Origin of the sequence: Limnobacter thiooxidans (assembly GCF_036323495.1) — a bacterium.
In the GTDB taxonomy this organism is placed as follows: domain Bacteria; phylum Pseudomonadota; class Gammaproteobacteria; order Burkholderiales; family Burkholderiaceae_B; genus Limnobacter; species Limnobacter thiooxidans.
On record NZ_AP028947.1, the window covers coordinates 1115425 to 1137070 of the forward strand.

23 protein-coding genes are annotated in these 21646 nt (G+C 53.9%); 9 read left to right on the forward strand and 14 right to left on the reverse strand.

Features of this window, described 5'->3' with window-relative positions; genetic code table 11:
- Positions 1-22: 22 nt before the first annotated feature.
- A complete protein-coding gene (locus RGQ30_RS05085; protein ID WP_130558785.1) occupies positions 23-538 on the reverse strand; it encodes a MarR family winged helix-turn-helix transcriptional regulator in 516 nt (171 codons plus the stop codon).
- 262 nt (positions 539-800) lie between these two features.
- On the opposite strand from RGQ30_RS05085, the gene ectA reads away from it, so the two are divergent.
- The 7 genes from ectA (at position 801) to RGQ30_RS05120 (ending at position 8005) form a co-directional block, all read left to right on the forward strand.
- Positions 801-1301, forward strand: coding sequence for a diaminobutyrate acetyltransferase (gene ectA / locus RGQ30_RS05090; protein WP_130558784.1), 501 nt, complete (start codon positions 801-803; stop codon positions 1299-1301).
- On the forward strand, positions 1298-2632 hold the full coding sequence (ectB, locus tag RGQ30_RS05095; RefSeq protein ID WP_130558783.1) for a diaminobutyrate--2-oxoglutarate transaminase: 1335 nt from the start codon (positions 1298-1300) through the stop codon (positions 2630-2632). The genes ectA and ectB overlap by 4 nt, the downstream gene beginning before the upstream one ends.
- Positions 2629-3045, forward strand: a complete 417-nt coding sequence (locus tag RGQ30_RS05100; RefSeq protein ID WP_130558782.1) for an ectoine synthase — start codon at positions 2629-2631, stop codon at positions 3043-3045. Before ectB ends, RGQ30_RS05100 begins: the two co-directional genes overlap by 4 nt.
- Entirely contained in the window at positions 3042-3965 is a 924-nt protein-coding gene (locus tag RGQ30_RS05105) for a phytanoyl-CoA dioxygenase family protein (protein ID WP_130558781.1), read from the forward strand. Before RGQ30_RS05100 ends, RGQ30_RS05105 begins: the two co-directional genes overlap by 4 nt.
- 37 nt (positions 3966-4002) lie before the next feature.
- Positions 4003-5364, forward strand: coding sequence for a sodium/proline symporter (locus tag RGQ30_RS05110; protein ID WP_338284823.1), 1362 nt, complete (start codon positions 4003-4005; stop codon positions 5362-5364).
- Between the two features lie 152 nt (positions 5365-5516).
- A complete protein-coding gene (locus tag RGQ30_RS05115; RefSeq protein WP_130558779.1) occupies positions 5517-7568 on the forward strand; it encodes an ATP-binding protein in 2052 nt (683 codons plus the stop codon).
- Entirely contained in the window at positions 7553-8005 is a 453-nt protein-coding gene (locus tag RGQ30_RS05120) for a response regulator (RefSeq protein ID WP_130558778.1), read from the forward strand. The genes RGQ30_RS05115 and RGQ30_RS05120 overlap by 16 nt, the downstream gene beginning before the upstream one ends.
- A gap of 19 nt (positions 8006-8024) precedes the next feature.
- On the opposite strand, the gene fliR is transcribed toward RGQ30_RS05120, so the two are convergent.
- From fliR to fliF, 13 genes are all read right to left on the reverse strand, one after another.
- Positions 8025-8789 carry a flagellar biosynthetic protein FliR gene (gene fliR / locus RGQ30_RS05125; protein ID WP_130558777.1) on the reverse strand — a complete coding sequence of 255 codons (765 nt, stop codon included), beginning with the start codon at positions 8787-8789 and terminating at the stop codon, positions 8025-8027.
- Positions 8790-8801: 12 nt separating this feature from the next.
- Positions 8802-9071, reverse strand: coding sequence for a flagellar biosynthesis protein FliQ (gene fliQ / locus RGQ30_RS05130; RefSeq protein WP_130558776.1), 270 nt, complete (start codon positions 9069-9071; stop codon positions 8802-8804).
- 15 nt (positions 9072-9086) lie between these two features.
- Complete coding sequence (fliP, locus tag RGQ30_RS05135; RefSeq protein WP_130558775.1) at positions 9087-9872, reverse strand: flagellar type III secretion system pore protein FliP; 786 nt, start codon at positions 9870-9872, stop codon at positions 9087-9089.
- Positions 9869-10384: a flagellar biosynthetic protein FliO gene (gene fliO / locus RGQ30_RS05140; protein WP_130558774.1), complete on the reverse strand. Its 516-nt coding sequence runs from the start codon at positions 10382-10384 to the stop codon at positions 9869-9871. Before fliO ends, fliP begins: the two co-directional genes overlap by 4 nt.
- A 22-nt stretch (positions 10385-10406) precedes the next feature.
- On the reverse strand, positions 10407-10856 hold the full coding sequence (fliN, locus tag RGQ30_RS05145) for a flagellar motor switch protein FliN (RefSeq protein ID WP_130558773.1): 450 nt from the start codon (positions 10854-10856) through the stop codon (positions 10407-10409).
- A 26-nt stretch (positions 10857-10882) separates the two neighbouring features.
- Positions 10883-11932, reverse strand: a complete 1050-nt coding sequence (fliM, locus tag RGQ30_RS05150) for a flagellar motor switch protein FliM (RefSeq protein ID WP_130558772.1) — start codon at positions 11930-11932, stop codon at positions 10883-10885.
- 16 nt (positions 11933-11948) lie between these two features.
- The gene (locus tag RGQ30_RS05155) at positions 11949-12464 is read right to left on the reverse strand and encodes a flagellar basal body-associated FliL family protein (protein WP_130558771.1); all 516 of its coding nucleotides are present in this window, start codon (positions 12462-12464) and stop codon (positions 11949-11951) included.
- Positions 12465-12576: 112 nt separating this feature from the next.
- Complete coding sequence (locus RGQ30_RS05160) at positions 12577-14112, reverse strand: flagellar hook-length control protein FliK (protein ID WP_130558770.1); 1536 nt, start codon at positions 14110-14112, stop codon at positions 12577-12579.
- Positions 14109-14558, reverse strand: coding sequence for a flagellar export protein FliJ (gene fliJ / locus RGQ30_RS05165; protein WP_130558769.1), 450 nt, complete (start codon positions 14556-14558; stop codon positions 14109-14111). The genes RGQ30_RS05160 and fliJ overlap by 4 nt, the downstream gene beginning before the upstream one ends.
- Before the next feature lie 15 nt (positions 14559-14573).
- A complete protein-coding gene (fliI, locus tag RGQ30_RS05170) occupies positions 14574-15980 on the reverse strand; it encodes a flagellar protein export ATPase FliI (RefSeq protein ID WP_130558768.1) in 1407 nt (468 codons plus the stop codon).
- Positions 15981-16742 carry a FliH/SctL family protein gene (locus RGQ30_RS05175; protein ID WP_298219544.1) on the reverse strand — a complete coding sequence of 254 codons (762 nt, stop codon included), beginning with the start codon at positions 16740-16742 and terminating at the stop codon, positions 15981-15983.
- On the reverse strand, positions 16729-17730 hold the full coding sequence (gene fliG / locus RGQ30_RS05180; RefSeq protein ID WP_130558766.1) for a flagellar motor switch protein FliG: 1002 nt from the start codon (positions 17728-17730) through the stop codon (positions 16729-16731). The genes RGQ30_RS05175 and fliG overlap by 14 nt, the downstream gene beginning before the upstream one ends.
- Before the next feature lie 33 nt (positions 17731-17763).
- Entirely contained in the window at positions 17764-19476 is a 1713-nt protein-coding gene (fliF, locus tag RGQ30_RS05185; RefSeq protein ID WP_130558765.1) for a flagellar basal-body MS-ring/collar protein FliF, read from the reverse strand.
- Between the two features lie 223 nt (positions 19477-19699).
- Between fliF and fliE the strand changes: the two genes are divergently transcribed.
- Together fliE and RGQ30_RS05195 are read left to right on the forward strand one after the other, a co-directional pair.
- Positions 19700-20023, forward strand: a complete 324-nt coding sequence (fliE, locus tag RGQ30_RS05190; RefSeq protein ID WP_298219547.1) for a flagellar hook-basal body complex protein FliE — start codon at positions 19700-19702, stop codon at positions 20021-20023.
- A gap of 71 nt (positions 20024-20094) precedes the next feature.
- Positions 20095-21633 (forward strand): helicase HerA-like domain-containing protein, encoded by a 1539-nt coding sequence (locus tag RGQ30_RS05195; RefSeq protein ID WP_130558763.1) that lies wholly within the window; start codon positions 20095-20097, stop codon positions 21631-21633.
- The last annotated feature ends 13 nt before the right edge of the window (positions 21634-21646 follow it).

Below are 21646 nucleotides of genomic sequence, written 5' to 3' on the forward strand. Positions count from 1 at the left end.
ATAATTTAACAATTTGTCAATTTTATTTGACTGGCTTGTCCAATTCGCCCACATCAAGAATAGGGGCAGCGTCCATCGAGTCAGCGCCTAGCAGCATGGTGACCCTGCCCAGTACAGATGCAATCAGATGTTGCTCCCAGCTTTGCAGCAATCCGAACCGTTCTGCAAACCGTGTTTGAAGGCTTGACGGCGCATCGTTCACTTCGTGCTTGCCTTTTTCAGTCAACACGACCTCTAGCCGACGCTTGTCCACATTGCTGCGAATTTTCTCGATTAGTCCCCGACCTTCCAGTTTTTGAAGGATTACGGTGGATGTGACTGGGGAAAGACTCAGCGACTTGGCCAACTCTCCAGGTGAAATACCGGGGTTGTCGGCCACCGATTGCAGGGTCAGCAATTCAGAGGTAGCCATGTCCGCTTGTTTGGCCAATTCGCGGGCGCTCGATTCTGTGGCACGAATAATTCTGCGAAGCGAAATCAGTGAGTCTTGTAGAGTGCTGTCCATGTTCGCCAACCCGGTAAATTGATTCAGTTTCATGAATTGTAGTGATTAACAAGGTGAAGCAGTTGGAAAAACTTGCACTTAGAGCAAACCCCCCAAATTTGACGCGTTACACAGGCAAATTCTTTTGCCCGGTGCTGTTTGCAATAGTTTATAAAATAAACTATTATTGTTTTGTTCTTTCATAAAAACTCGTCAAGTGATTGAAAAGGTTTTCATGAGCTTTTACGAAAGGATGGGAAATCATTAATTGTTTAATAACAAGTGATCCTGCCAATAACGGGGTCGCCTCATCCAGATGTCAAGAAACGATGTTGTCTTGCGCCACCCGGTGCTCGAAGACGGTACTGCTGTGTTTGGTCTTGTTGACGCCTGCAAACCGCTCGATCTGAATTCTCGCTATTTGTACCTCTTGCAGTGCAGTCATTTTGCGCCCACCTGTGTGGTCGCAAGTTTGCAGGGCGAAGTTGTGGCTTGGGTATCCGGGTACATTCTTCCGCACCACCCCGATACATTTTTCATATGGCAAGTGGCTGTTGGTGAAAAAGTACGAGGTCAGGCCTTGGGCAAACGCCTGATTAACTGGTTGCTTGCGCAACAGCGGGGCATTCACAAAATACACACTTCCATCACGCCCAACAATGTGGCGTCTTGGGCTCTTTTCAGGTCATTGGCTCGTGATTGGGGCAGTGATTTGTCATCTCGGGACTGGTTTGAACATCAGTCCCACTTCAGCGGTCGTCACAGCACCGAAGTGCTCGTGGAAATCGCCTTGCCAACACAAGGGGTAAAACAATGAGTGACCAAAGCAAATCGATCGATTTTCAAACGCTCAGCAAAATTCGCACATTTCAAAAAAACGAGTCGGAAGCGCGCAGCTACTGCCGAAGTTTTCCAACGCTGTTTGTGCGCGCCAAGGGCAGCACTATGACCGACATGAATGGTCAGGACTATCTCGATTTCCTGTCTGGGGCTGGTTCCTTGAACTACGGCCACAATGATCCAGAGATGAAATCGGCATTGCTTGACTACATCGCAGATGATGGCATCGGACACAGTCTGGACATGCACAGTGCAGCCAAGGCCAAATTCATTGATGCATTCAACCGATACATCCTTAAACCCCGTGGCATGCAGTACCGCATTCAGTTCACCGGCCCAACCGGGACCAATTCGGTGGAGGCTGCCATCAAGCTGGCGCGAAAAATCACCGGGCGCAAACAGATCATTGCCTTCACCAACGGCTTTCACGGTGTAACTCAGGGTGCATTGGCATGTACCGCCAATACCCACCATCGAAGTGCGTCTGCCGCCACCTTGTGTGGTGTGGACCGTTATCCCTACGATGGTTACATGGGCGAAGGGGTGGACACCACCGAGTACCTTGAAAAAATGCTGACTGACAAATCCAGCGGACAAGATGCCCCAGCAGCTGTAATTGTAGAAGGTGTACAGGGCGAGGGCGGGTTGAACCCCGCATCCATGTCGTGGCTTAAAAACCTGGCCCGAATTACGCGCAAGGCTGGCGCGATGCTGATTCTGGATGACATTCAGGCAGGTGTTGGCCGCGCAGGTTCATTTTTCAGTTTTGAAAAAGCAGGCATCGAGCCCGATTTGATCTGTCTGTCCAAATCGCTTTCAGGCATGGGTTTGCCCATGGCGATCACCCTGATTCGTCCTGATCTGGATTTCTGGAAACCAGGTGAACACAACGGCACATTCCGAGGCAACAACCACGCCTTCATCACCGGGGCTGCATCACTTGAAAAGTACTGGTCCAACCCGGCATTCGAGCGGGGTATTGAACAACGTGCCGCAGAAGTGCATAAAAGCCTCAACCGGATTTTGCAGGCCAACGACAATATCGCAGTTCAGGTCAAGGGGCGGGGCATGATGCAGGGCATTGAAATGCAAAGTGGTGCCTTGGCGGATGCTGTTGTGGCCGAATGCTTCAGGCACAACATGATTATCGAGACCTGCGGCAATGAAGGTCAGGTTGTAAAGGTTTTTGCTGCTTTGAATATCGAAATGGAAGACCTCAAAAATGGCTTGGGAGTTCTTGAACAGGCCGTGGCCACAGTCAGTGCCAACGCCGATAAAGAGATAAACAACAAAAAGGTGAAAGCATGATTGTACGAAAGCTCAGTGATGTTGAGGGGACAGACAAGCATATTCGTTCGCAGGGTTGGGACAGTGTTCGCCTTCTGCTGCGGGATGATGGTATGGGTTTCTCCTTCCACATCACCACCATTCACGCCAATGCTGAATTGCCCATGCATTACAAGAATCACCTGGAGAGTGTGTACTGCATTAGCGGCCGGGGTGAAATCAAAAGCAGGTTGGACGGCAAAGTCTATCCGATCGAGCCAGGCACCGTGTATGCGCTGGATCTGCATGATCCACATGTGTTGCGTGCGTTTGATGAACCCTTGGTGATGGCCTGTGTTTTCAACCCACCGGTCGCAGGTGCCGAGGTGCACGATGAAACAGGTGCGTACCCTCTGCCTGTCAACAGTCAAAAATTGAAGGAGGCGACCTCATGATTTTTTCTGCTGTCAGAGATCCATACCCCACTCGCGACAAGTCCGAGGGTGCCTTGATAAGACGGGCTGAGCCAGTGGTTTACGCCAAATGGACTGATGACTCACCCCTGACTGAATCGCAGGTGAGGCAGTTTGAACGTGAAGGATATCTGGTGTTGACCGACGTATTTTCTGCCCACGAGCTGGATGAATTGAGGGCTGCTTCTGAAAGGGTCAGCAAAACCTGTGCGCAGGCGCATGCCGGGCAGCTGATCAAGGATGCCCTTCAAAACGAAAATTCTTCCCAATTGCGAACACTGTTTGGCGTGCATGCCATGGACGGTTTGCTGAAGGAGACGGCGAGCAATCCCCGCATGCTCGAGGTCATCCAGTTTTTGCTGAATGATTCGATTTACATCCACCAGTCGCGCCTGAATTTTAAAAGTCCGCAGTATGGCAGTGGCTTCGAATGGCACAGTGATTTTGAAACATGGCATGCAGAGGATGGCATGCCCGGCATGCGCGCGATCAGTGCCACGGTGTTGTTGACCGATGAAATTTCAGCGCCAGGTTCGCTGAAATTCATCCCCGGGAGTCACCGGACTTTCCTGGCGTGTCCGGGTGAAACACCCCGTAGCAATTATCAGGATGCATTCAAGAAACAGGCGGTGGGCAAGCCCCCTGCATTGTTGCTTGATCTACTTCAGCAACATGGTGGCGTGCAGGAAGTGGTAGCACCGGCCGGTTCGGTGCTGCTGTTTGACTGCAACGTGATGCACGGGGCAGGCAACAACACCAGCGAATACCTGCGAGCCAACCTGTTTTACGTGTACAACGCAATCAGCAATGCTCTGAATGCACCCTATGCGGCCGACAAGCCTCGCCCCGAGTTTCTGGCGGCTCGCCAGGTGAATCCCCTGACGGCCCACGTGCCGGCCTGATTTGGCTGCAAGCTTTTTTGTATGCCTTGCAGTGGTTTTGCTGGTCGGACTAAGTTCCGCCCGGCAAGCCAAAGCCAGTGCGGCTGATTACTTTCTCGCCAGTCGCACTGTTCCACCCTGGCTGGTGGGTTTGTCGGCTGTGGCCACCAACAATTCGGGCTACATGTTCATCGGCTTGATTGGATATACGCACGCTGTGGGCATTCAATCCATTTGGTTGATGGTGGGCTGGATCACTGGTGATCTGATTGCCTCAAGAATTGCCCATGAACGCATGCGAGACGAGGCTGAGCGTGTCCAGGCGAACGGCATCATCAGCCTGTTGGCACGCTGGGGTGGAAATCACCACCGCAGTTGGCAAATATTGGCGGCTTTGGTAAGCGTAGTGTTTTTGAGTACCTACGCAGCGGCTCAAATATCGGCGGGTGGCAAGGCACTGGAAGGCATGCTGGATATACCCATGGCGGTGGGCATGTCGATGGTTGCGCTCGTCGTGATTGCTTACAGCATTGCAGGTGGCATGCGCGCATCAATCTGGACAGATGCCGCGCAATCACTGCTGATGGTGGTTTCCATGGTGGTGTTACTTTGGGCAACAGTGTCACACCTTGGCGGAACAGAGGCCGTTCTGCAACAAGCAGCTGCTATTCCCGGTTTTTTGGACGCCAAGCCCAGTGGTCTTGAGTTGACAGGGTGGCCAGGCCCTGTGGCATTTGTGGTCGGATGGATGTTTGCTGGCGCAGCCGCCTTGGGGCAGCCTCATATCGTCAGTCGTTTTCTCGCTTTGCAGCACACTCGGCAAATGAACCGGGTGCGGCTGTGGTACTACAGCTACTATCTCCTCTTTTATTGCTTTGCCACGACAGTGGGCCTGCTCAGCCGCCTTTATTTTGGCGATCACACGGGTTTCGATCCTGAAATGGCATTGCCACACATGGCCCGCGAGCTTTTGCCACCTTGGCTGGCAGGGCTGATGCTGGCAGGTATATTTGCAGCCACCATGTCGACTGCCGATTCGCTGGTACTGTCCTGTTCTTCAGCGCTGACTCAGGACTTACCCAAAACACCCTCAGAGCAACGCTGGTTGCTCAAAGCGGCTACAGCCCTCGTTACAGTGTTTGCTCTGCTCATTGGCCTAGTGAGTGAGCAAAGCGTGTTTTCTTTGGTGGTGTGGGCTTGGGGCACACTGGGCGCTGCTTTTGTTCCGGTTTTGATTTGGAAGGTTTGTGGGGCGCAATTAAGCTCTGTCAGCATGCTCTGTATGTCGGTCACAGGTGTTTCGGTCACTGTGGCCTGGAAGTTTTATGGCTTCCCCGACACGGTGTATGAGGGTGCTGTGGGAATGTCGGTCGCATTGGCTTTGGGATGTTTTTTATCCAGACCCCAGCTACGGTGGTAATTTGTGCTGTAGTTACCCCAATTAGGGGGAGGGGGGCATCACCTCAAGTTGTTAAATTATGTGGAATGCTGTGTGAGCAGGCCTAATTGACAGCACTAAAAAACTAAATCAGCAAAGAAGCTGAACAAATCGAAACTGGGGCAAACAAATTAATGAATTGGCTCGTTGAGGATTTCGCGTTTGCGGCGCAGATCATCTCAGAGGCCCATCTTTCGGGATTGGTCTTTGGTTTTTTTGCGTCCTTGCTGGCCATGACAGTGGGTGTTGAAGTGCGGATCAAGAACCCACCCTTGATCGCCAACCAGCATTACCTCATTCGTCGGGGCGCGTTAATCACGCTCTATGTCATTTCCATGTTTTTCGCATCGGCGTTTGTCGGCCTTACCTTGCCATCTGCCAAGGAAGCCATGTTCAGTATCTCCGGTACGGTGCTGACCTTTATTGCCTGTGTGGCCGTGTTTCTCTGTATCGACTACCTGGTGCAGTCATCGAAGGAAAAGGCTGGCCTGTTCATGCTGCTGTACACCTCGCTGGGTATTCTTGTTCAGTTTGCAATTCACATGGCATTCATCTTCATTCCCAACAGCCAGAAAATTCTGGATGTGCGCTGGTCTGGTCTGGTGGTCATGTATGTTTTCCTGTTCATCTGCATGGCCCTGTTAAGCAGATTTGCGCATGAAACCTCGGTGGGAAAGTACCGACCCCTCCAAAGCCGCATGATTTATATTTTCGGAATTGTGGGTTTGAACCAGATGATTGCGCTGAGTGTCATTGGTTTTATCCATGTGGGTAACCACAGCGTTCCATTGGCTTGGTACGGGTTGTGGACCAGCTGGTCTGGCTTTGAAGTGTTTGTCAGTTTTTCCGCGCTGATCATGATCTCCGTGTTGATGTGCTACGTGTATGCCTTTATAGAGCGTTCTCTGCACATGCTGCGCGCAGACAACCAGAAGTTGCAGGTCTTGAAACAGGATGCCTTGACCCGGGTGGCCAATGCCTCCGAGGAACTGGAATTCAAACGCACCCGAATTGCGCAACTTGAACGCTCCATTGAACTGGTGCAACACGACCACGAAATGTCGGTAGACAGCCTGGTTGCGGCCGTGGCCACGCTGGAAGATGGTGTGTTTGAGTGGGACTTCGAGCAGGAAACACTGGCCTTCAGCAGCAGTTGGCACCACTTGTTTGGTCTGGATCGGGTCAAGCAAGGTCCGATGCCTGCGGAAGTTTGGCGTGCTGGCGTGCTGGAAGACGACATCAAGGCGCTGGATACCGCCTTGCAGGATTGCCTGACCTTGCAAACCCCCAGCGAAGCCGTACAGATTCGATACTCCACCCCCTACGGTTCATTGTTGAAGCTGGAAATACGCCTGGTGGCCGTCAAGAACGCCTACGGGCTGCCTAGTAAAGCGGTTGGCATCATTCACGACCGCACGGAGGAAATGGACCTGGAGCGCTCAATTCGCGAGGAACTGGACGAAGAGTCGCTGCTTTCCTCCAGAAAGTCCCAGTTTGTTTCTTACCTGTCCCATGAAATCCGCACACCGATGACTGTGATAGGCTCTGCCAAAGCCCTGCTTGAAAGTACCCTGCAACGTGATCCGGTCAATCTTGAAAATTCTCTTCACTATGTGGACCAGATCGGGGGTGCCTTGCGTTCCCTTCGGGCTTTGGTGGATGAAACATTGATGTTCATGGGGGCCAATTTCACGCGTAAGCACTTGAACATCACCTCGCTTGACGTACGGCGTGTATTTGACCAGTTTTCCTCGTTTGAACAACGAAGGCGGCATGGCCAGCACTGGCTTGAGTTTCATCTGGACCCCACCCTGGATAATCATTCTTTTTACTCCGATGAATATGTGTTCACTCAGGCTTTGAGACAACTGCTGGCCTATGCAGAAAGCAGGGAATCAAGCGTAGGCAAACTCAGCATCAAGATGCCCGATAGCCAGACCCTGTTTTTGTGTCTCGAGCTGACCGCCTGGCCAGTCTGGATGATTAAAAGCGGGCAACTTGAACCGCACCATACAGAGGAAACCGTGGTGCCGTTCAAAGGTGAGTGCTTGCCGTTTACCCTGTTACTCACCAAGCGGGTGATACGCTTGATCAACGGACGCATTATGATTAAAAGCCGCGGCAATCAACACTGGTTGTGCGTCGATCTGCCCTCAATGAAGGAGAGCCCATGCCCCGTGTCATGATCGTTGAAGATGATATGACCATACTGAGTAATCTCTCTCAGCTTTTGCAATTGAGCGGACTGGATGTGATTGAGGCGCACGATGGCCGAATGGCACTTGATTTGCTCTCGGCTGCCCTGAGCAACGAGCCGGGCAACTTGCCCCGGATGATTGTCAGTGACCTGATGATGCCCAAAATGGATGGTTTTGAGCTGCTGCATGCGGTGCGTACCACCCCTGGACTTCATGTATTGCCTTTCGTACTGCTAAGCGCTCGAAGCGAGGCCAGCGATTTGCAACATGCTTTTTTTCTGGGTGCTAGTGATTACCTGATCAAGCCTTTCGAGGTAGATCAATTGATTGATGTCATCCGATACCAGATGGCAAGGGTTAGCGACCAGGAAGCAAGCGGCCCCAGCACAGATGTCAAGGTGAGCACCGACTTCTTTCTCGAATAGGAACGCCTACTGCAGGCACCTACTGCGGCGTCAGCACGGACACGCTGAGCAGGCGGCCAATTGCACCGTCAATGCCGGCGATGAAATAGGGCAGGCTGACCCACAATATCCACAGACCCACGCCGATGGTGATTGAAAAGCCAATCGACATCACGTTCAACTGGGGTGCGGCACGGGCCAGGATACCCAGCACAATATTGCTGATCAACACGGCTGCAAGTACGGGCAGGGAAATCTGTAGCGCAAGTGTGAACATGATGCCGCCCGCCATGGCGATGTTTTGCGCATTCACGACCGAGAGGTTAGCGCTGATCGGAATCAACTCGAAACTTTGAACCACCGCTGCAATAACCAGCAAGTGGCCATCAATCACCAGAAAAACCAGGCTGGCCAGCACACCCAGAAAACTGCCCAGCAAAGGGGTTTGGGTGCCGCGTGACGGATCAATGAACTGAGCAAAAGCCAGGCCCATTTGCAAGCCCAACAAGTCGCCTGCCATCTCGAATGCCGCGAACACCAGCCGCATTGAAAACCCCATGGACACACCGATCAGAATTTGCTGAATCAATACGGGAACGGCTTGTGCCGAACTGAGTGTGGGTGGTGTCGGCAGTATGGGCATCATCAGCATGGCGATCATGGCCGCCAGTGCCACACGCGTGCGGCGTTGCACGGTGCGGTTGTCAAACACCGGTGCAGTGGCCAGCATGGCGAGTATGCGAATGAATGGCCACAGGAATGCGGCGATCCACATTTCCAGTTGTTCGCCATTGATGGGGACCATGGTTGTGCCGACCTAGCCGATCACGTTCGGAATGTTCATGATCAGCCGCTGGGTGTAGTCCACCAGCGTGGCCAGCATCCAGGGGCCAAGCAACAACAGGGTGGCGAAAATGGCCAGAATTTTCGGAATGAATGACAGGGTCATTTCATTGATTTGCGTGGCTGCCTGCAAAATGCTGACCAGCAAACCCACCACCAGCGCAACCACCAGCAGGGGGCCTGACACCATCAACATCACTTCCAGTGCGTTCTGGCCCAAATTCAATACGGTTTGACTGTTCATGAATCAGTATCCGGTTCAGGTTTCAAAGCTGGCAACCAGCGAGCCCACAAGGAGCGTCCAGCCATCGACCAGCACAAACAGCATGATTTTGAAGGGCAGGGAAATCAGCATGGGCGAGAGCATCATCATGCCCATGGACATCAAGACGCTGGCCACAATCAGGTCGATCACGAGGAACGGCAGGAAAATCATGAAACCGATTTGAAAGGCGGTTTTCAACTCGCTGGTGACAAAAGCGGGAATCAACACGCGCAGTGGCACGTCTTCGGGGTTTTGTACATTTTCTACCTTGCCAAGCCGCATGAACAGCGCCAGATCCGGTTCACGAGTCTGCTTGAGCATGAAGTCCTTCATGGGCGCGCTGGCCCGCTCAGTCATTTCCTGAAATTCAATTTCATTGTTGCTGAAAGGCAGGTAGGCGTTTTCATACACGCGGTCAAACACCGGCGACATGATGAAGAAGGTCAGGAACATGCTTAGGCCAATGATGACCTGGTTGGGTGGTGAGTTTTGTGTGCCCAGCGCCATACGCAGCAGTGACATGACAATCACAATACGGGTGAAGCCGGTCATCATCAGCAACAGCGCTGGCAAAAAACTGAGGAAAGTGAAAAACAGCAGGGTTTGAATGGGCACGCTGTAGTTCGTGGTGCCATTGGCACCAGGGCTTGCGGTGACACCTGGCAGCACTTGTTGTGCCTGTGCTTCGGGCTGGGCAAGGCAAAGCAGGAAGACAAACAGTCCGAAGGCCAGCCCAAGCCACTTGAGTGGGCGGGTGGGTGAAACAACTTGATGAATCATGATTTGGCCTTGCCTGTTTTGACACGATCGAGCAATTTGGCAAAACTGGCGGCGGCGTTTTGTGCAGAATCTATCTCGATGCTGCCAGCCGGCATGCTGTGCAGGGTGTTGATGCTGTTGCTGGTCATGCCCAATACCAGCCATGTGTCGCCGACTTCAACCAATACGATTTTTTCACGAGGCCCCAGGGCAGAAGTGGCCAGTACTTTGTAAAAACCACCGCGCCGTTGTGCATTGCCTACCCCGAGCCGTTTGAGCAACCACACCAGTGCGAGCAAAAGCCCCAGCACAAAGAGCAGTCCGAGGGTTGTTTGCAGCAGGTGACCTGTCATGGGGTTATCTGCAGCCGCCGTGGCGGCAGGCATTGTGGAATTTACAGCCTCGCCAGCAGGGCTGGCGGGTGTGGTGTTTTCCTGCGCCAGGCAGGCCCCGCTGGCCAGCAGGGTGCCAGTCAGAAACAGAAGGGTTTTTCCCTTTGCGAAAACAGTGCTTACTTTTTTTATTGTGACCATGCCTTTGTACTGCAAAGGGGCATCAACGGTTGAGCTTTCTCAAACGCTCGGAGGGCGTAATGATGTCAGTCAAACGGATACCGAATTTGTCGTTGACGACCACCACCTCACCTTGGGCAATCAGGTAGCCGTTTACCAGCACATCCATCGGTTCTCCGGCAAGACCATCCAGTTCAATGACGGAACCCTGCGCAAGTTGAAGTATGTGCTTAATCGGTATCTTCGTCCGACCCAGCTCAACAGTCAACTGAACCGGGATATCCAGGATCATGTCGATGTCGTTCTGAGTGCCTGACGCCACACTTCCAGCAAACGGCTGGAACAAACCCGCTGCGGGTTTTGCATCCTGTGCCTTGGCAAACAGGTTGTCCGTGTCGCTGGAATTTGGAGCGGTGGTGTTGGCTTGTTCGGCCAATGCGGCGGCCCAGTCGTCAGCTGCGTCTGTCACTGTTTCTTCGTGCTGTTCTGCCATGGTTACTTCCTTGTCGTAATTACTGTTTACTGTTGATGAGCCTTTTCAGGCTGTTTGTTTTCCCGGTTGAGCAAGGCTTCCAGGTTCAAGGCGTCTGCATGCGATTCATTGCTTACTGACATCACCTCTTCAACTTTGAGCGCGTATTGACCACCACTGGTGCCATAGCTGCAATTGAACACAGGCACGTTGTCCACACGCGCTTCAATCACTTTGTCGATTTCAATTGGAATGACATCGCCAACACGCAGTTCCATGATGTCAGCCACCGTCAGTTGTGTGTTGGCCAGGCTGGCCACAAGGTCCACTTCGGCCATCTGCACCTGTTTCTTCAACATGGTGACCCAACGTTTGTCGGGTTCAGCTTGGTCGCCTTGCATGCTGGAATACAGCAGGTCGCGAATGGGTTCCAGTGTGGAGTAGGGCACGCAAATATGAAGCGATCCGCCACCTGCACCCAGTTCAATGGAGAACGAGGTGGTCACGACAATTTCCGAAGGCGTGGCGATGTTGGCGAACTGGGTATGCATTTCTGAGCGCAGGTATTCCGGTTTCAGCGGAAACACAGGGGCCCAGGCTTTTACAAATTCTTCGCGGATCACTTCCAGCATTCGCGCAATAATGCGTTGTTCTGTCTGGGTGAAATCACGGCCTTCCACCCGGGTGTGAAAACGACCATCGCCGCCAAACAGGTTGTCGATGACTGCAAACACCAGGCTGGGGTCAAAAATGAACAGGGCGTTGCCGCGCAAAGGCTTCATGGCCATGATGTTCAGGTTGGTGGGCACCACCAGGTTGCGGATGAATTCGTTGTACTTCAGTACCTTCACCGGGCCCACCGAAATTTCGGGGCTGCGGCGCATGAAATTGAACAAACCGATGCGGATCAGTCGGGCGAAGCGCTCGTTGATGATTTCCAGCGTGGGCATGCGGCCACGCACAATGCGTTCCTGTGTCGCCAGGTTGTAAGGGCGTACGCCACCTGCAATTTCTGATTGCTCTTTCGTTTCTTCTTCGCCGTTCACTCCCCTGAGCAGGGCGTCGACTTCGTCTTGTGAAAGAAATTCTCCGGGCATGGTACTGGCTGTCCTGTTATTGAATCACAAAGCTGGAAAAATGAACGTCGCGTATGCCACGGGTGGGGTCTTTCTCATCGCCCTTGATCGTGACGCGGGCCAGGTCCACCAGTTCATCCATCAGTTGTTGCTTGCCTTCAATGGAGGTGAGGTTGCTGACGTTCTTGCCAGACAACACCAGCAGGATTCGGCTGCGAATTACGGGTGTGAAATTCTTGATTTCGTCGGCAGTGGCTGCACTGCTGACTTCGTAGGTGATGCCAATTTGAAGGTAGCGGGTGCTATCGGGATCAGTCAGGTTGACCACAAACTGGTCCATCACGACAAAGGTCGGTGGGCCAACAGGTTCTACGGGCTTGACTTCTTCTTCGGCATGGTCTGCTGGCTTGAGCAACATGAAATAGGCGGCTGCACCACCTGCACCCAACACGGCCAGAACAATGGCAATGATGAGGATCATTTTTTTCGATCCCTTTGCGGGGGCTGCTGCATCAGGTGCTGCAGCAGCAGGTGCCGGGGCAACTTTGGCCATTTTCTTGACTCCGTAAGTTCAATTGCTTTGTTTCACATTCAAACACCATTGTGTCTGAAAGGTTTTTGAGCAAATCCCCGAAAAGCCGTGTTCTTTAGACCCTATTCATTCATCACGCGAACATATCCAGCTGACCGGTGGCCTTCGGACCTGGTGCTGGTGTTGCAATGGATCCCTGTTCGTCAGAAGCCATTCCACCTCGTGCGGATTGTTGGCCGCCGCGGCCTTGCTGGCCACTGTTTTGTTCAAACTGAGCCTGGCTTTGCTGGTTTTGACCTTGCCCGGCGCTTGGTGTGTTGTTGTTGTGCTGGATCTGCACGTTGTTCAATTGCAGGCCATTTTGTGCGAGTACTTCTTTCAAATTGCTCAATGACTGGCTGAGCAAGTTTGCAGAAGCTTCGTCCTGGGTACGGATGACCAATTGTACCTGTTGACCTTTCTGGACCAGGCGCATGTTCATCGGACCAAAGGTTTCCGGGTTGACGCGAATGTCCACGGTGGACATGTTTTTGCCAATGGCCCATTGCACGGTTTGTCCGAGTTCCTTCGCAAAACCGGGTTGGTTCACCGGGGTCTTGATCAGTGCCTGCTGTGCAGCGCCACTCGGGCCTGTCAGCCCGTTGGTACCCGCTGCGATGGCGTTGGGGTTGCCCGCGGCCTGCAGGTTCGAGCCAGCCAGTATTTTCTGGCCCGCTTTCAGTTCCCCAACTTCCAGCTCTGTTTCCATGCCTTGCGTTTGCTGGGCAATTTGAGGTGCCAGCTGGGCTGCCACGGCGCTGGCATTGCTGCTTGTTGTGATGCCAGTAGGTGGTGCGGGTGTAGCGGGGTCGCCTGCTTTGCTGATTGTCCCTGCGTTCAGCATTGCATCAATTTGAGTATTGCCTGTGTCACGCACCTGGCCTGAAGTGTCGGCAGCCTGGGTCACTGGTGTGCCTGTGGCCTGTGAACTGCCTTGGGCATTGGCTGGACTTGCTGTGCTTGTGGTGCCGGGTATTAATCCAGATGTGTCCACACCCTTGGTCGCGGTCAGTGTACTTTCGCTGGGCGGTACTGTGGCGTTGGCTTGTTGGCTTGCTGCTGTGGTTTCCCGGCTGTTTGCTGGCCCATTGCTTGCGGGTTGAGCACTTGCCTCCTGATCGATGACCTTGTTTTCTGTTGGTTCCCCGGCCTGGTTGGCTGATGCCTCGGCCGAGGCCTGCTCAGCTGGCGTTGACTTGTTTTCTGCGTTGGTTTTTGTGTTCTGTGAATTGGCTGCTTCTGCTTTATCAGCGGGCTCAGCGGCTGTGGCCTGCTTTGAGTTGCTCACTGAGCTGCTGGTTGTGTTGCTCACCGACAGGGACTGAGCTTGGGGTGCAGGCGCACTGGCTTGTTGCATCCAGTTGCGTTGCGCCCACACGGCGGCTTGAGCCGCTTCAGCATTGATATTGCTGTCAGTTTCTTTTTTTGGTTTGTCCTGTTTGAACAGGCTTTCACGCAGTTGTGATTCGATGCTATTCCATTGGGCATTTGGGGCGATTTGACCCATGGCAGAACTGAAGAGCGCTTCAAATTGCAAATCGGGGCCTTTCTTGTCCGAGGCAACTTTGTTGCCCTGGTTGGGTGTTTGCACTTTGTTGATGCTGTTCATGGCTTGGGTACTCGTGCTCATTGGGCCTCTCCCGCGGTTTGAACCCGGTAAATGCGTGCGGCAAATTCATCGTTCATTTTTTGGTCACGCTTGTTTTCAAGCTTGGCCTGTTTCAGTTTTTCCCTTTCCACCAAGGCTTCAAATTTGCGCTGCTCTGCCAGGGCTTCCTGCCATTGCGTGTTCTGGTGAATCAGTGTTGTGTTCAGGAATTCCACTTCACGGGTTTGCTGGGCAATGGCCTCTGCAATTTTTCCGACAAAGGCGGTTTGATTGCGCAACTGCTGCCCGGTCATGCCGGTTGATGCTTTGCTGTGCATGCCGTTCTGGCATTCATCGCGATAGGTTTGCAGCATGTTCAGTTTGTCCTGGCCATGCACCAGTTTTTGCCGGGTTTTCGCCATGTTTTTGGCCATGGCATCGGCTTTTTCGCTGGCCTGTTCAATCAGGGTGTGCAGCACATTGCTCATAAAGACCCAAGCTTTTTAGTGTTTGTCGTTCTTGAATTCATTGGGGAATAGCGATTGAAGGCCCGCAAGGGCTTCATCGAAACTCGCGCTCTCTAACATTGACTGCTGCAGCAGATTTTCAATCTTCGGATAAAGGGCCAAAGAATGGTCCAATTGCGGGTCTGCCCCGGGGGAATAAGCGCCTACGGTGATCAGGTCGCGGTTGCGTTGTACCTTGGAGAAGGCTGCTTTCAATCCTCGCGCGGCATTCAGGTGTCCGGGGGGCACGATGTTGTGCATGGCGCGGGAAATGGACTGTTCAATGTCAATGGCGGGGTAATGGCCACTTTCAGCGAGTTGACGCGACAGCACAATGTGACCGTCCAGAATGGCGCGGGCGGAATCGGCAATCGGATCTTGCTGGTCATCGCCCTCGGTCAGCACCGTATAAAACGCCGTGATCGATCCGCCACCCTTGCGGCCGTTTCCGGCACGCTCAACCAGCGTGGGCAATTTGGCAAACACACTGGGTGGGTAACCTTTGGTGGCAGGGGGTTCGCCAATCGCCAATGCAATTTCACGTTGGGCCATGGCGTAGCGTGTCAGTGAATCCATGATCATCAGCACGTTGTGGCCCTGGTCGCGAAAGTGCTCGGCTACCACCTGGGTGTAGGCAGCACCTTGCATGCGAAGCAGGGGGCTGACATCGGCGGGCGCTGCGATCACGACGCTGCGTTTCAAGCCTTCTTCACCCAGAATCTGTTCAATGAATTCCTTGACTTCGCGGCCCCGTTCGCCAATCAAGCCCACCACCACGCGGTCGGCCTTGGTGTAGCGGGCCATCATGCCCAACAGCACCGATTTGCCCACGCCGGAACCGGCCATCAGGCCGATTCGCTGGCCACGGCCCACAGTCAGTAGTGCGTTGATTGCGCGCACGCCCACATCAAGAGTTTCTGTAATGGGTTCGCGCTCAAGCGGGTTGATGGGGCGGGCGGCCAGGGGGCAACGCTTTTCGAATTTCAGCTCACCCAGCGTGTCCAGTGGTTTTCCATTGCTGTCCACCACGCGGCCCAGCAGGCTGTCACCCACAGGCAAGTGCTTGGTCTTGTCTTCCGGGCGGCGCCAGGGGTGTGCTTTCACACCCAGCTTTGGGGCGATGGGAGGGGGTTCCTGTGCAATCACTTTGGCGCCTGGTGTCATGCCATGCACATCGGTCGCAGGCATTAAAAACAGTTTGTCGCCGTTGAAACCCACCACTTCGGCTTCAAGCGGGGGTGCGCCTTTTTGTACTACGGTGCACACACTACCCACGGGCAGTTTGAGGCCCACTGCCTCCATCACCAAACCCGCCACGCGGGTCAACTTGCCGGTTGCAACTTGTGGCTGACTGTGTTCAACCAGAAATTTGCACTCATCAATCCATTCAAGCAATTCGGCCATTTATTCACTGTCCTTTTCAGGGTCGCTGTTCAAGTCGTCGGGTGTAATCGGGTTGCTTTTGCCCAAAGATTCGATGGCGCGAAGCCAGCGGGTTTGCAAGGTGGCGTCCACTTCCCCTTCCGGGTGTTGAAGAATGAAGCCGCCTTGCAGTTGTTGCGGGTCTTCCATCAGGCGAATGTTGCCCAGCATTTTCTGGTCACCAAACTGGGCTTCCAGTACACGAAGGGTATTGGGGTGGGCTCGCAGTGTGACTGCCTTGCTGTACAACTGCATGCTGTCCAGCACCTGGTTCAGCAGCAGGGCGGCCTGTTGGGGTTGCAAGGTGACTGTGTCGGCAATCACTTTTTTGCTCACCAGCACAGCCAGGTCCAGTAACTTGTCAGACAGTTCAAGCTTGAACCGCTCGAATTCGTCTTCCATGCTTTTGGTCGCTTGAAGCAATGCCACCCGTTCATTGTGGGCCGTGTTCCAGCCCGCTTCGTAGCCGGTTTGCAGGCCTTTTTCTTCGGCTTCTTTCAGGGTGTCGCGTTCAAGCAGTTTCAATTGTGCTTCCCGGCGAGCCAGCGCGTCTTCCCATTCTTTCAGGCGCGTTTCCTCGGCTGAAAGGGGTTTTGCCGGCTGGGCATTCTTTGCCCTTTGGCGATCTGCGTCCGACATCATCCGTTCAACCGGATTCTGATAGACATCGCCAATCAAATCCACTGACCAACTGGGCAATTCTGCGGCATCCAGGCCGCGGATGATACGGCTAGACGAACGCATCGTCGCCTCCACCACCCAATACCAACTCGCCTGCATCGGCCAGTTTTCTTGCGACTTTCAGAACATCCTTTTGTGCTGCTTCCACTTCCGACAGGCGAACGGGGCCGCGACTTTCGAGGTCATCCCGAAGTGCTTCGGCTGCACGGGCAGACATGTTCTTGAACACTTTCTCGCGAATGGCTTCGTCTGCGCCTTTCAGGGCAATGACCAGCACGTCGCCTTGAACATCGCGCAAAATGCTCTGCATGCCGCGGTCGTCAATGTCGAGCAGGTTGTCGAAGGTGAACATTTCATCCTGAATGCGCTGGCTGAGTTCGTTGTCGTATTCGCGGATGGTGTCGAGCACGGTTTTCTCTGAAGTGGTGCCCACGAAGTTCAAAATTTCAGCCGCAGCACGTACGCCACCCAGGGTGGTTTTCTTCAGCTTGTCGCCGCCGGCCAGTACCTTGGACAGTACGTCGTTCAGTTCAAGCAGGGCGTTGGGCTGAATACCATCAATGGTGGCGATGCGCAGCACCACGTCGCTGCGAAGGCGGTCGACAAACAGGTTCAGAATGGCGGCGGCAAAGTCGCGTTCAAGGTGCACGAGAATGGTGGCAATGATCTGCGGGTGTTCGTTCTTGATCAGTTCAGCCACTGTGCCCGGGTCCATCCACTTCAGGCCTTCAATGCCTGATGTGTCGCTGCCCTGCAGAATGCGGTCGAGCAAAAAGCCGGCTTTGTCTTCGCCCAGCGCTTTGGTCAGCACGTTGCGAATGTAAGCGTCGGAATCCAGTCCCAGTGCGCTCTGGCTTTGTGCCATGTTCACCACTTCACCAGCAATTTCCTCGATGCGGTCTACTGGCACGTCCTTGGTCTTGGACATCTGCTGCCCCAGCTTTTGAACTTCCTTGGGGCCCAGGTATTTGAATACTTCAGCGGCTTCTTCTTCGCCGAGGCTGAGCATCAGGATTGCGCTTTTCTGGATGCCGAGTTCGCTGTCTGCCATGTTGTCTGTTCCTTGTTCTGCTGAAGGTTTGCCTTAAGCGTTCTGTGTTTCGCCGTTGACCCAGTTTTTCACGATGTTGGCCACAATCTGGGGGTGCTCTTTCGCCAATTCGCGAAGCTTCTCCAGTTTTTCCTGGCGGTTCATGCCGGGCAGGGTGCCTTCGCGTTGTAATTGTTCCAGCAATTCCACATCGTTGTCATCGCCCACACGGCTGGCCAGAAGCGGTGTGCGCTGTCCTGGCAGCAGTTCGGGGCCGTCGTCATAGGCATTGATCTCAGCAGGCTTCATCATGGGGCGGAACACGCCAAACACCAGGATGGCGGCGATCAGTGCGATACCAATCGGCAAGCCCAGTGATTTGGCCAAGTCCATGGTTTCCTGCTGAGCCCACATGGGGATTGTTTCTTCTTCCACCTTGGTGAAGGCCTGGTTGACCACATTCACGGCATCGCCACGTTTTTCGTCAAATCCAATGGCCTGTTTCACCAGGTTGTCCAGCTGGGTGATTTCCTCTGGTGTCAAAGGCACCTGGCGCGTTTCACCCTTGGGGTCGGTGATGGTCTTGAAATTCACCACGACGGCGGCTGACAGGCGTTCGATCTTGCCCACCTGTGCTTTCGTGTATTGAATCGACTTGTCCACTTCGTAGTTCACGGTGGAATCTTTGCGGCTGCTGTTGTTGGTTTGCGCAGGCGCCGTGTTGCCGTTGGCGAGCGCCTGTTGCGGGTTTTGGCCAATGTTGGCTGCTGCTGCACCGGGTGGCGTGTTGGCCATGACACCGGGCACACCTTGCGGGTTGCTGCTGGTGCCGTCGTTTGATTCACTGATCTGCTGGCTGCGAATGGTGGCCTGTGTCGCGTCACCGTTGGGTTTGTAAATTTCGTCGGTGCGCTCGGACGTGGAGTAGTCCATGTTGGCCGTCACGGTGGCGCGCACGTTTTCGCTGCCAAATACGGGGGTAAGGATATCCACAATGCGGCTGGTCAGGCTTTGTTCAATCTGATTGGTGTAAGCCAGTTGGGTGGGGTTCAAACCACTTTCAAGTTGGGTTTTACCCGTGAGCAAACGGCCGGATTGGTCCACGATGCTGACGTCTTCCGGGTTCATGCTGGGCAGGCTCGATGCAACCAGGTGAACAATGCCGTTGATTTGTGGTTCAGACAAAGTGCGGCTGCCAAACAGATTCAGCACAATCGACGCGCTGGGGGTTTGTTTTTCGCGAATGAAAATCGAGGGCTTGGGTATGGCCAAATGCACGCGGGCGCTTTGTACGGCTGAAATGGATTGAATGGAACGAACCAGTTCACCTTCCAGTGCACGCTGGTAATTCACCTGTTCCTGAAACTGGGTAATACCCAGCTTCTGGTTGTCCATGGCTTCAAAGCCACTTACGGTGCCTTTGGGAAGGCCCTGGCTGGCCAGTGCCAGGCGGGTGTCGTAGACTTTATCGGAAGGCACCAGAATCGCTGTACCTGCGGTGTTGAATTCGTAGGGCACTTTCATCTGGGTGAGCGCCTCAACTATGGCGCCGCCGTCCTGATCATTCAATCCACTGAACAATACGCGGTAGCTGGTCTGATTGGCCCACATCAGCAGCGAGGCCAGCATGGCGATCAGCAGGGGCACTCCGACAAGAATACCGATCTTGTTTTTTTGGGGCAATCTTGCAAAACGTTGCTGCATGTTGGTAATCGGGTTGTTGCCAACGGGTCCGATCACTTCGGGGCTGCTGAGAACTTCTGCCATGTAATACCTGCGTGTAAGTTGAATTGTTCTACCCCTGCATTGTGCGTGTTCGTTCTTGCGGGCAATGCGGTAAAAAGGGGCCTTTAACGGCAGCTATTTCCAAAACTTGAGATCGCGGTTCAAAAAATAGGGGCACTTTTACCCCTTGTTTGTGGCAATGGCTTGCCCCGCTTGGCTGTACAAAGAGAGGGTAGAACCAGACATTCTTGCTTTGGAGCAATTCATGATTGACAAAATGGGGGCCGTGAGTGGCCTTTTAAGCAGTGCGGTGACCGATGCGCTGAAGGGCGCACCGCTGAGCAGCAAGCCACAGGGGGTGGACCAGGCTTCATTTGCCGATGCCATTTCCAAGGCGCTGGAAAGCGCCAGCATGGCGGCGGACAAGTCTGCTGAAATGGGCAAGCGTTTGCAGATGGACGACCCTACTGCCTCGGTGGAAGAAACAGTGATTGCCATGAACACGTCGTCCCTGCAATTCACGGCGGTGGTTCAGGCGCGCAACAAAATTCTGCAAGCCTACAACGACATCATGAACATGCCGGTGTAATGATCTGAATTGCAATCGGCGTGTGGCACAATCCAGTTCATCGAACACCGCGATGAACCGGAGCCAACCCCATGATTGCACCTTTCCCGATAGCCCGAGACAACCGCGCCGAAAGCGCCACAGACCTGGTCATGCTGCCGCAATTGGCCAATCGCCATGGTCTTATTACCGGGGCAACCGGCACCGGAAAAACTGTCACTTTGCAGGTGTTGGCCGAGGCTTTTTCCAGAATGGGTACGCCTGTATTCATGGCCGATGTCAAAGGCGACCTGACCGGTATTTCTCAACCAGGTCAATCCTCCCCGAAGTTCGAGGAACGCCTGAAAACGACGGGTATCCCAGTGCCTGAATTTGCAGGTAGCCCAGTGACTTTGTGGGATGTATTCGGCAAACAGGGACACCCTGTACGGGCCACCATTTCAGACCTGGGTCCTTTGTTGTTGGGCCGTTTGCTGGGTTTGAATGACACGCAGGAAGGCCTGCTGAACCTGGTATTCAAAATTGCCGATGACAACGGCATGCTGTTGCTCGACCTGAAAGACCTGCGTGCCATGTTGCAGCATGTGGGCGAAAATGCGAAAGAATTCACGACCGAATACGGCAATATTTCTGCTGCATCGGTGGGTGCCATTCAGCGCGGCCTGCTGGCCCTTGAAGGGCAGGGGGCAGACCAGTTTTTTGGCGAGCCCATGCTGAACATTGACGACATGATGCAGACCGATTCAAACGGCCGGGGTGTGGTCAACATTCTGGCGGCCAGCCAGCTTATGAATTCCCCCAAACTGTACGCCACGTTTTTGTTGTGGTTGTTGTCGGAGTTGTTCGAAAACCTGCCCGAGGTGGGCGATGTGGACAAACCCAAAATGGTGTTTTTCTTTGATGAAGCCCACCTTTTGTTCACAGATGCCCCCAAGCCATTGATCGAGAAAGTGGAGTTGGTGGTCCGCTTGATCCGCTCCAAAGGGGTGGGTGTTTATTTTGTGACCCAGAACCCGCTGGACGTGCCGGATTCCGTGCTGGGCCAGTTGGGCAACCGCGTTCAGCACGCCTTGCGCGCTTTCACACCAAGGGATCAAAAGGCGGTGAAAGTGGCGGCTGAAACCATGCGCCCGAACCCGGGTCTGGACATTGAGGCCAGCATCACCGAGCTGGCCGTGGGTGAAGCACTGGTTAGTTTCCTGGACCCCAAAGGCACACCAAGCCCAACCTGCCGTGCCTGGGTATACCCACCTGCCAGCAAGTTTGGCCCAGCCACGCCAGAGCAATGCAAGACATTGATTGCCAACTCGCTGGTGGCCGGGGTGTATGAACAAACCGTGGACCGTGAATCGGCTTTCGAGATGTTGAAAGCGCACACAGCGCAGGCCATGGCTGCCCAAGATGCCGTAAGCACAACGGCTGTAAAGGGCGAGCAAACCGCTGAAGAGAAAAGCGCCTTGGGTGGTCTGGGTGACATGTTGTTCGGCACGACGGGCGCGGGAGGGCGCAAACGCCAAAGTGTTGCCGAAACCATGGCAAAAAGCGCAGCCCGCAGCATCGGTTCCCAGGTTGGCCGCGAATTGATGCGCGGTATTCTTGGTTCCTTGTTGGGCAGCAGCAAACGCCGCTAAGCCTCTTGATTGA

What these genes read in the sequence shown, in the direction of transcription:
- RGQ30_RS05085 (WP_130558785.1), bottom strand. Translation starts at nt 538, where the DNA reads ATGAAACTGAATCAATTTACCGGGTTGGCGAACATGGACAGCACTCTA.
- ectA (WP_130558784.1), top strand. Translation starts at nt 801, where the DNA reads ATGTCAAGAAACGATGTTGTCTTGCGCCACCCGGTGCTCGAAGACGGT.
- ectB (WP_130558783.1), top strand. Translation starts at nt 1,298, where the DNA reads ATGAGTGACCAAAGCAAATCGATCGATTTTCAAACGCTCAGCAAAATT.
- RGQ30_RS05100 (WP_130558782.1), top strand. Translation starts at nt 2,629, where the DNA reads ATGATTGTACGAAAGCTCAGTGATGTTGAGGGGACAGACAAGCATATT.
- RGQ30_RS05105 (WP_130558781.1), top strand. Translation starts at nt 3,042, where the DNA reads ATGATTTTTTCTGCTGTCAGAGATCCATACCCCACTCGCGACAAGTCC.
- RGQ30_RS05115 (WP_130558779.1), top strand. Translation starts at nt 5,517, where the DNA reads ATGAATTGGCTCGTTGAGGATTTCGCGTTTGCGGCGCAGATCATCTCA.
- RGQ30_RS05120 (WP_130558778.1), top strand. Translation starts at nt 7,553, where the DNA reads ATGCCCCGTGTCATGATCGTTGAAGATGATATGACCATACTGAGTAAT.
- fliR (WP_130558777.1), bottom strand. Translation starts at nt 8,789, where the DNA reads ATGGTCCCCATCAATGGCGAACAACTGGAAATGTGGATCGCCGCATTC.
- fliQ (WP_130558776.1), bottom strand. Translation starts at nt 9,071, where the DNA reads ATGAACAGTCAAACCGTATTGAATTTGGGCCAGAACGCACTGGAAGTG.
- fliP (WP_130558775.1), bottom strand. Translation starts at nt 9,872, where the DNA reads ATGATTCATCAAGTTGTTTCACCCACCCGCCCACTCAAGTGGCTTGGG.
- fliO (WP_130558774.1), bottom strand. Translation starts at nt 10,384, where the DNA reads ATGGTCACAATAAAAAAAGTAAGCACTGTTTTCGCAAAGGGAAAAACC.
- fliN (WP_130558773.1), bottom strand. Translation starts at nt 10,856, where the DNA reads ATGGCAGAACAGCACGAAGAAACAGTGACAGACGCAGCTGACGACTGG.
- fliM (WP_130558772.1), bottom strand. Translation starts at nt 11,932, where the DNA reads ATGCCCGGAGAATTTCTTTCACAAGACGAAGTCGACGCCCTGCTCAGG.
- RGQ30_RS05155 (WP_130558771.1), bottom strand. Translation starts at nt 12,464, where the DNA reads ATGGCCAAAGTTGCCCCGGCACCTGCTGCTGCAGCACCTGATGCAGCA.
- RGQ30_RS05160 (WP_130558770.1), bottom strand. Translation starts at nt 14,112, where the DNA reads ATGAGCACGAGTACCCAAGCCATGAACAGCATCAACAAAGTGCAAACA.
- fliJ (WP_130558769.1), bottom strand. Translation starts at nt 14,558, where the DNA reads ATGAGCAATGTGCTGCACACCCTGATTGAACAGGCCAGCGAAAAAGCC.
- fliI (WP_130558768.1), bottom strand. Translation starts at nt 15,980, where the DNA reads ATGGCCGAATTGCTTGAATGGATTGATGAGTGCAAATTTCTGGTTGAA.
- RGQ30_RS05175 (WP_298219544.1), bottom strand. Translation starts at nt 16,742, where the DNA reads ATGCGTTCGTCTAGCCGTATCATCCGCGGCCTGGATGCCGCAGAATTG.
- fliG (WP_130558766.1), bottom strand. Translation starts at nt 17,730, where the DNA reads ATGGCAGACAGCGAACTCGGCATCCAGAAAAGCGCAATCCTGATGCTC.
- fliF (WP_130558765.1), bottom strand. Translation starts at nt 19,476, where the DNA reads ATGGCAGAAGTTCTCAGCAGCCCCGAAGTGATCGGACCCGTTGGCAAC.
- fliE (WP_298219547.1), top strand. Translation starts at nt 19,700, where the DNA reads ATGATTGACAAAATGGGGGCCGTGAGTGGCCTTTTAAGCAGTGCGGTG.
- RGQ30_RS05195 (WP_130558763.1), top strand. Translation starts at nt 20,095, where the DNA reads ATGATTGCACCTTTCCCGATAGCCCGAGACAACCGCGCCGAAAGCGCC.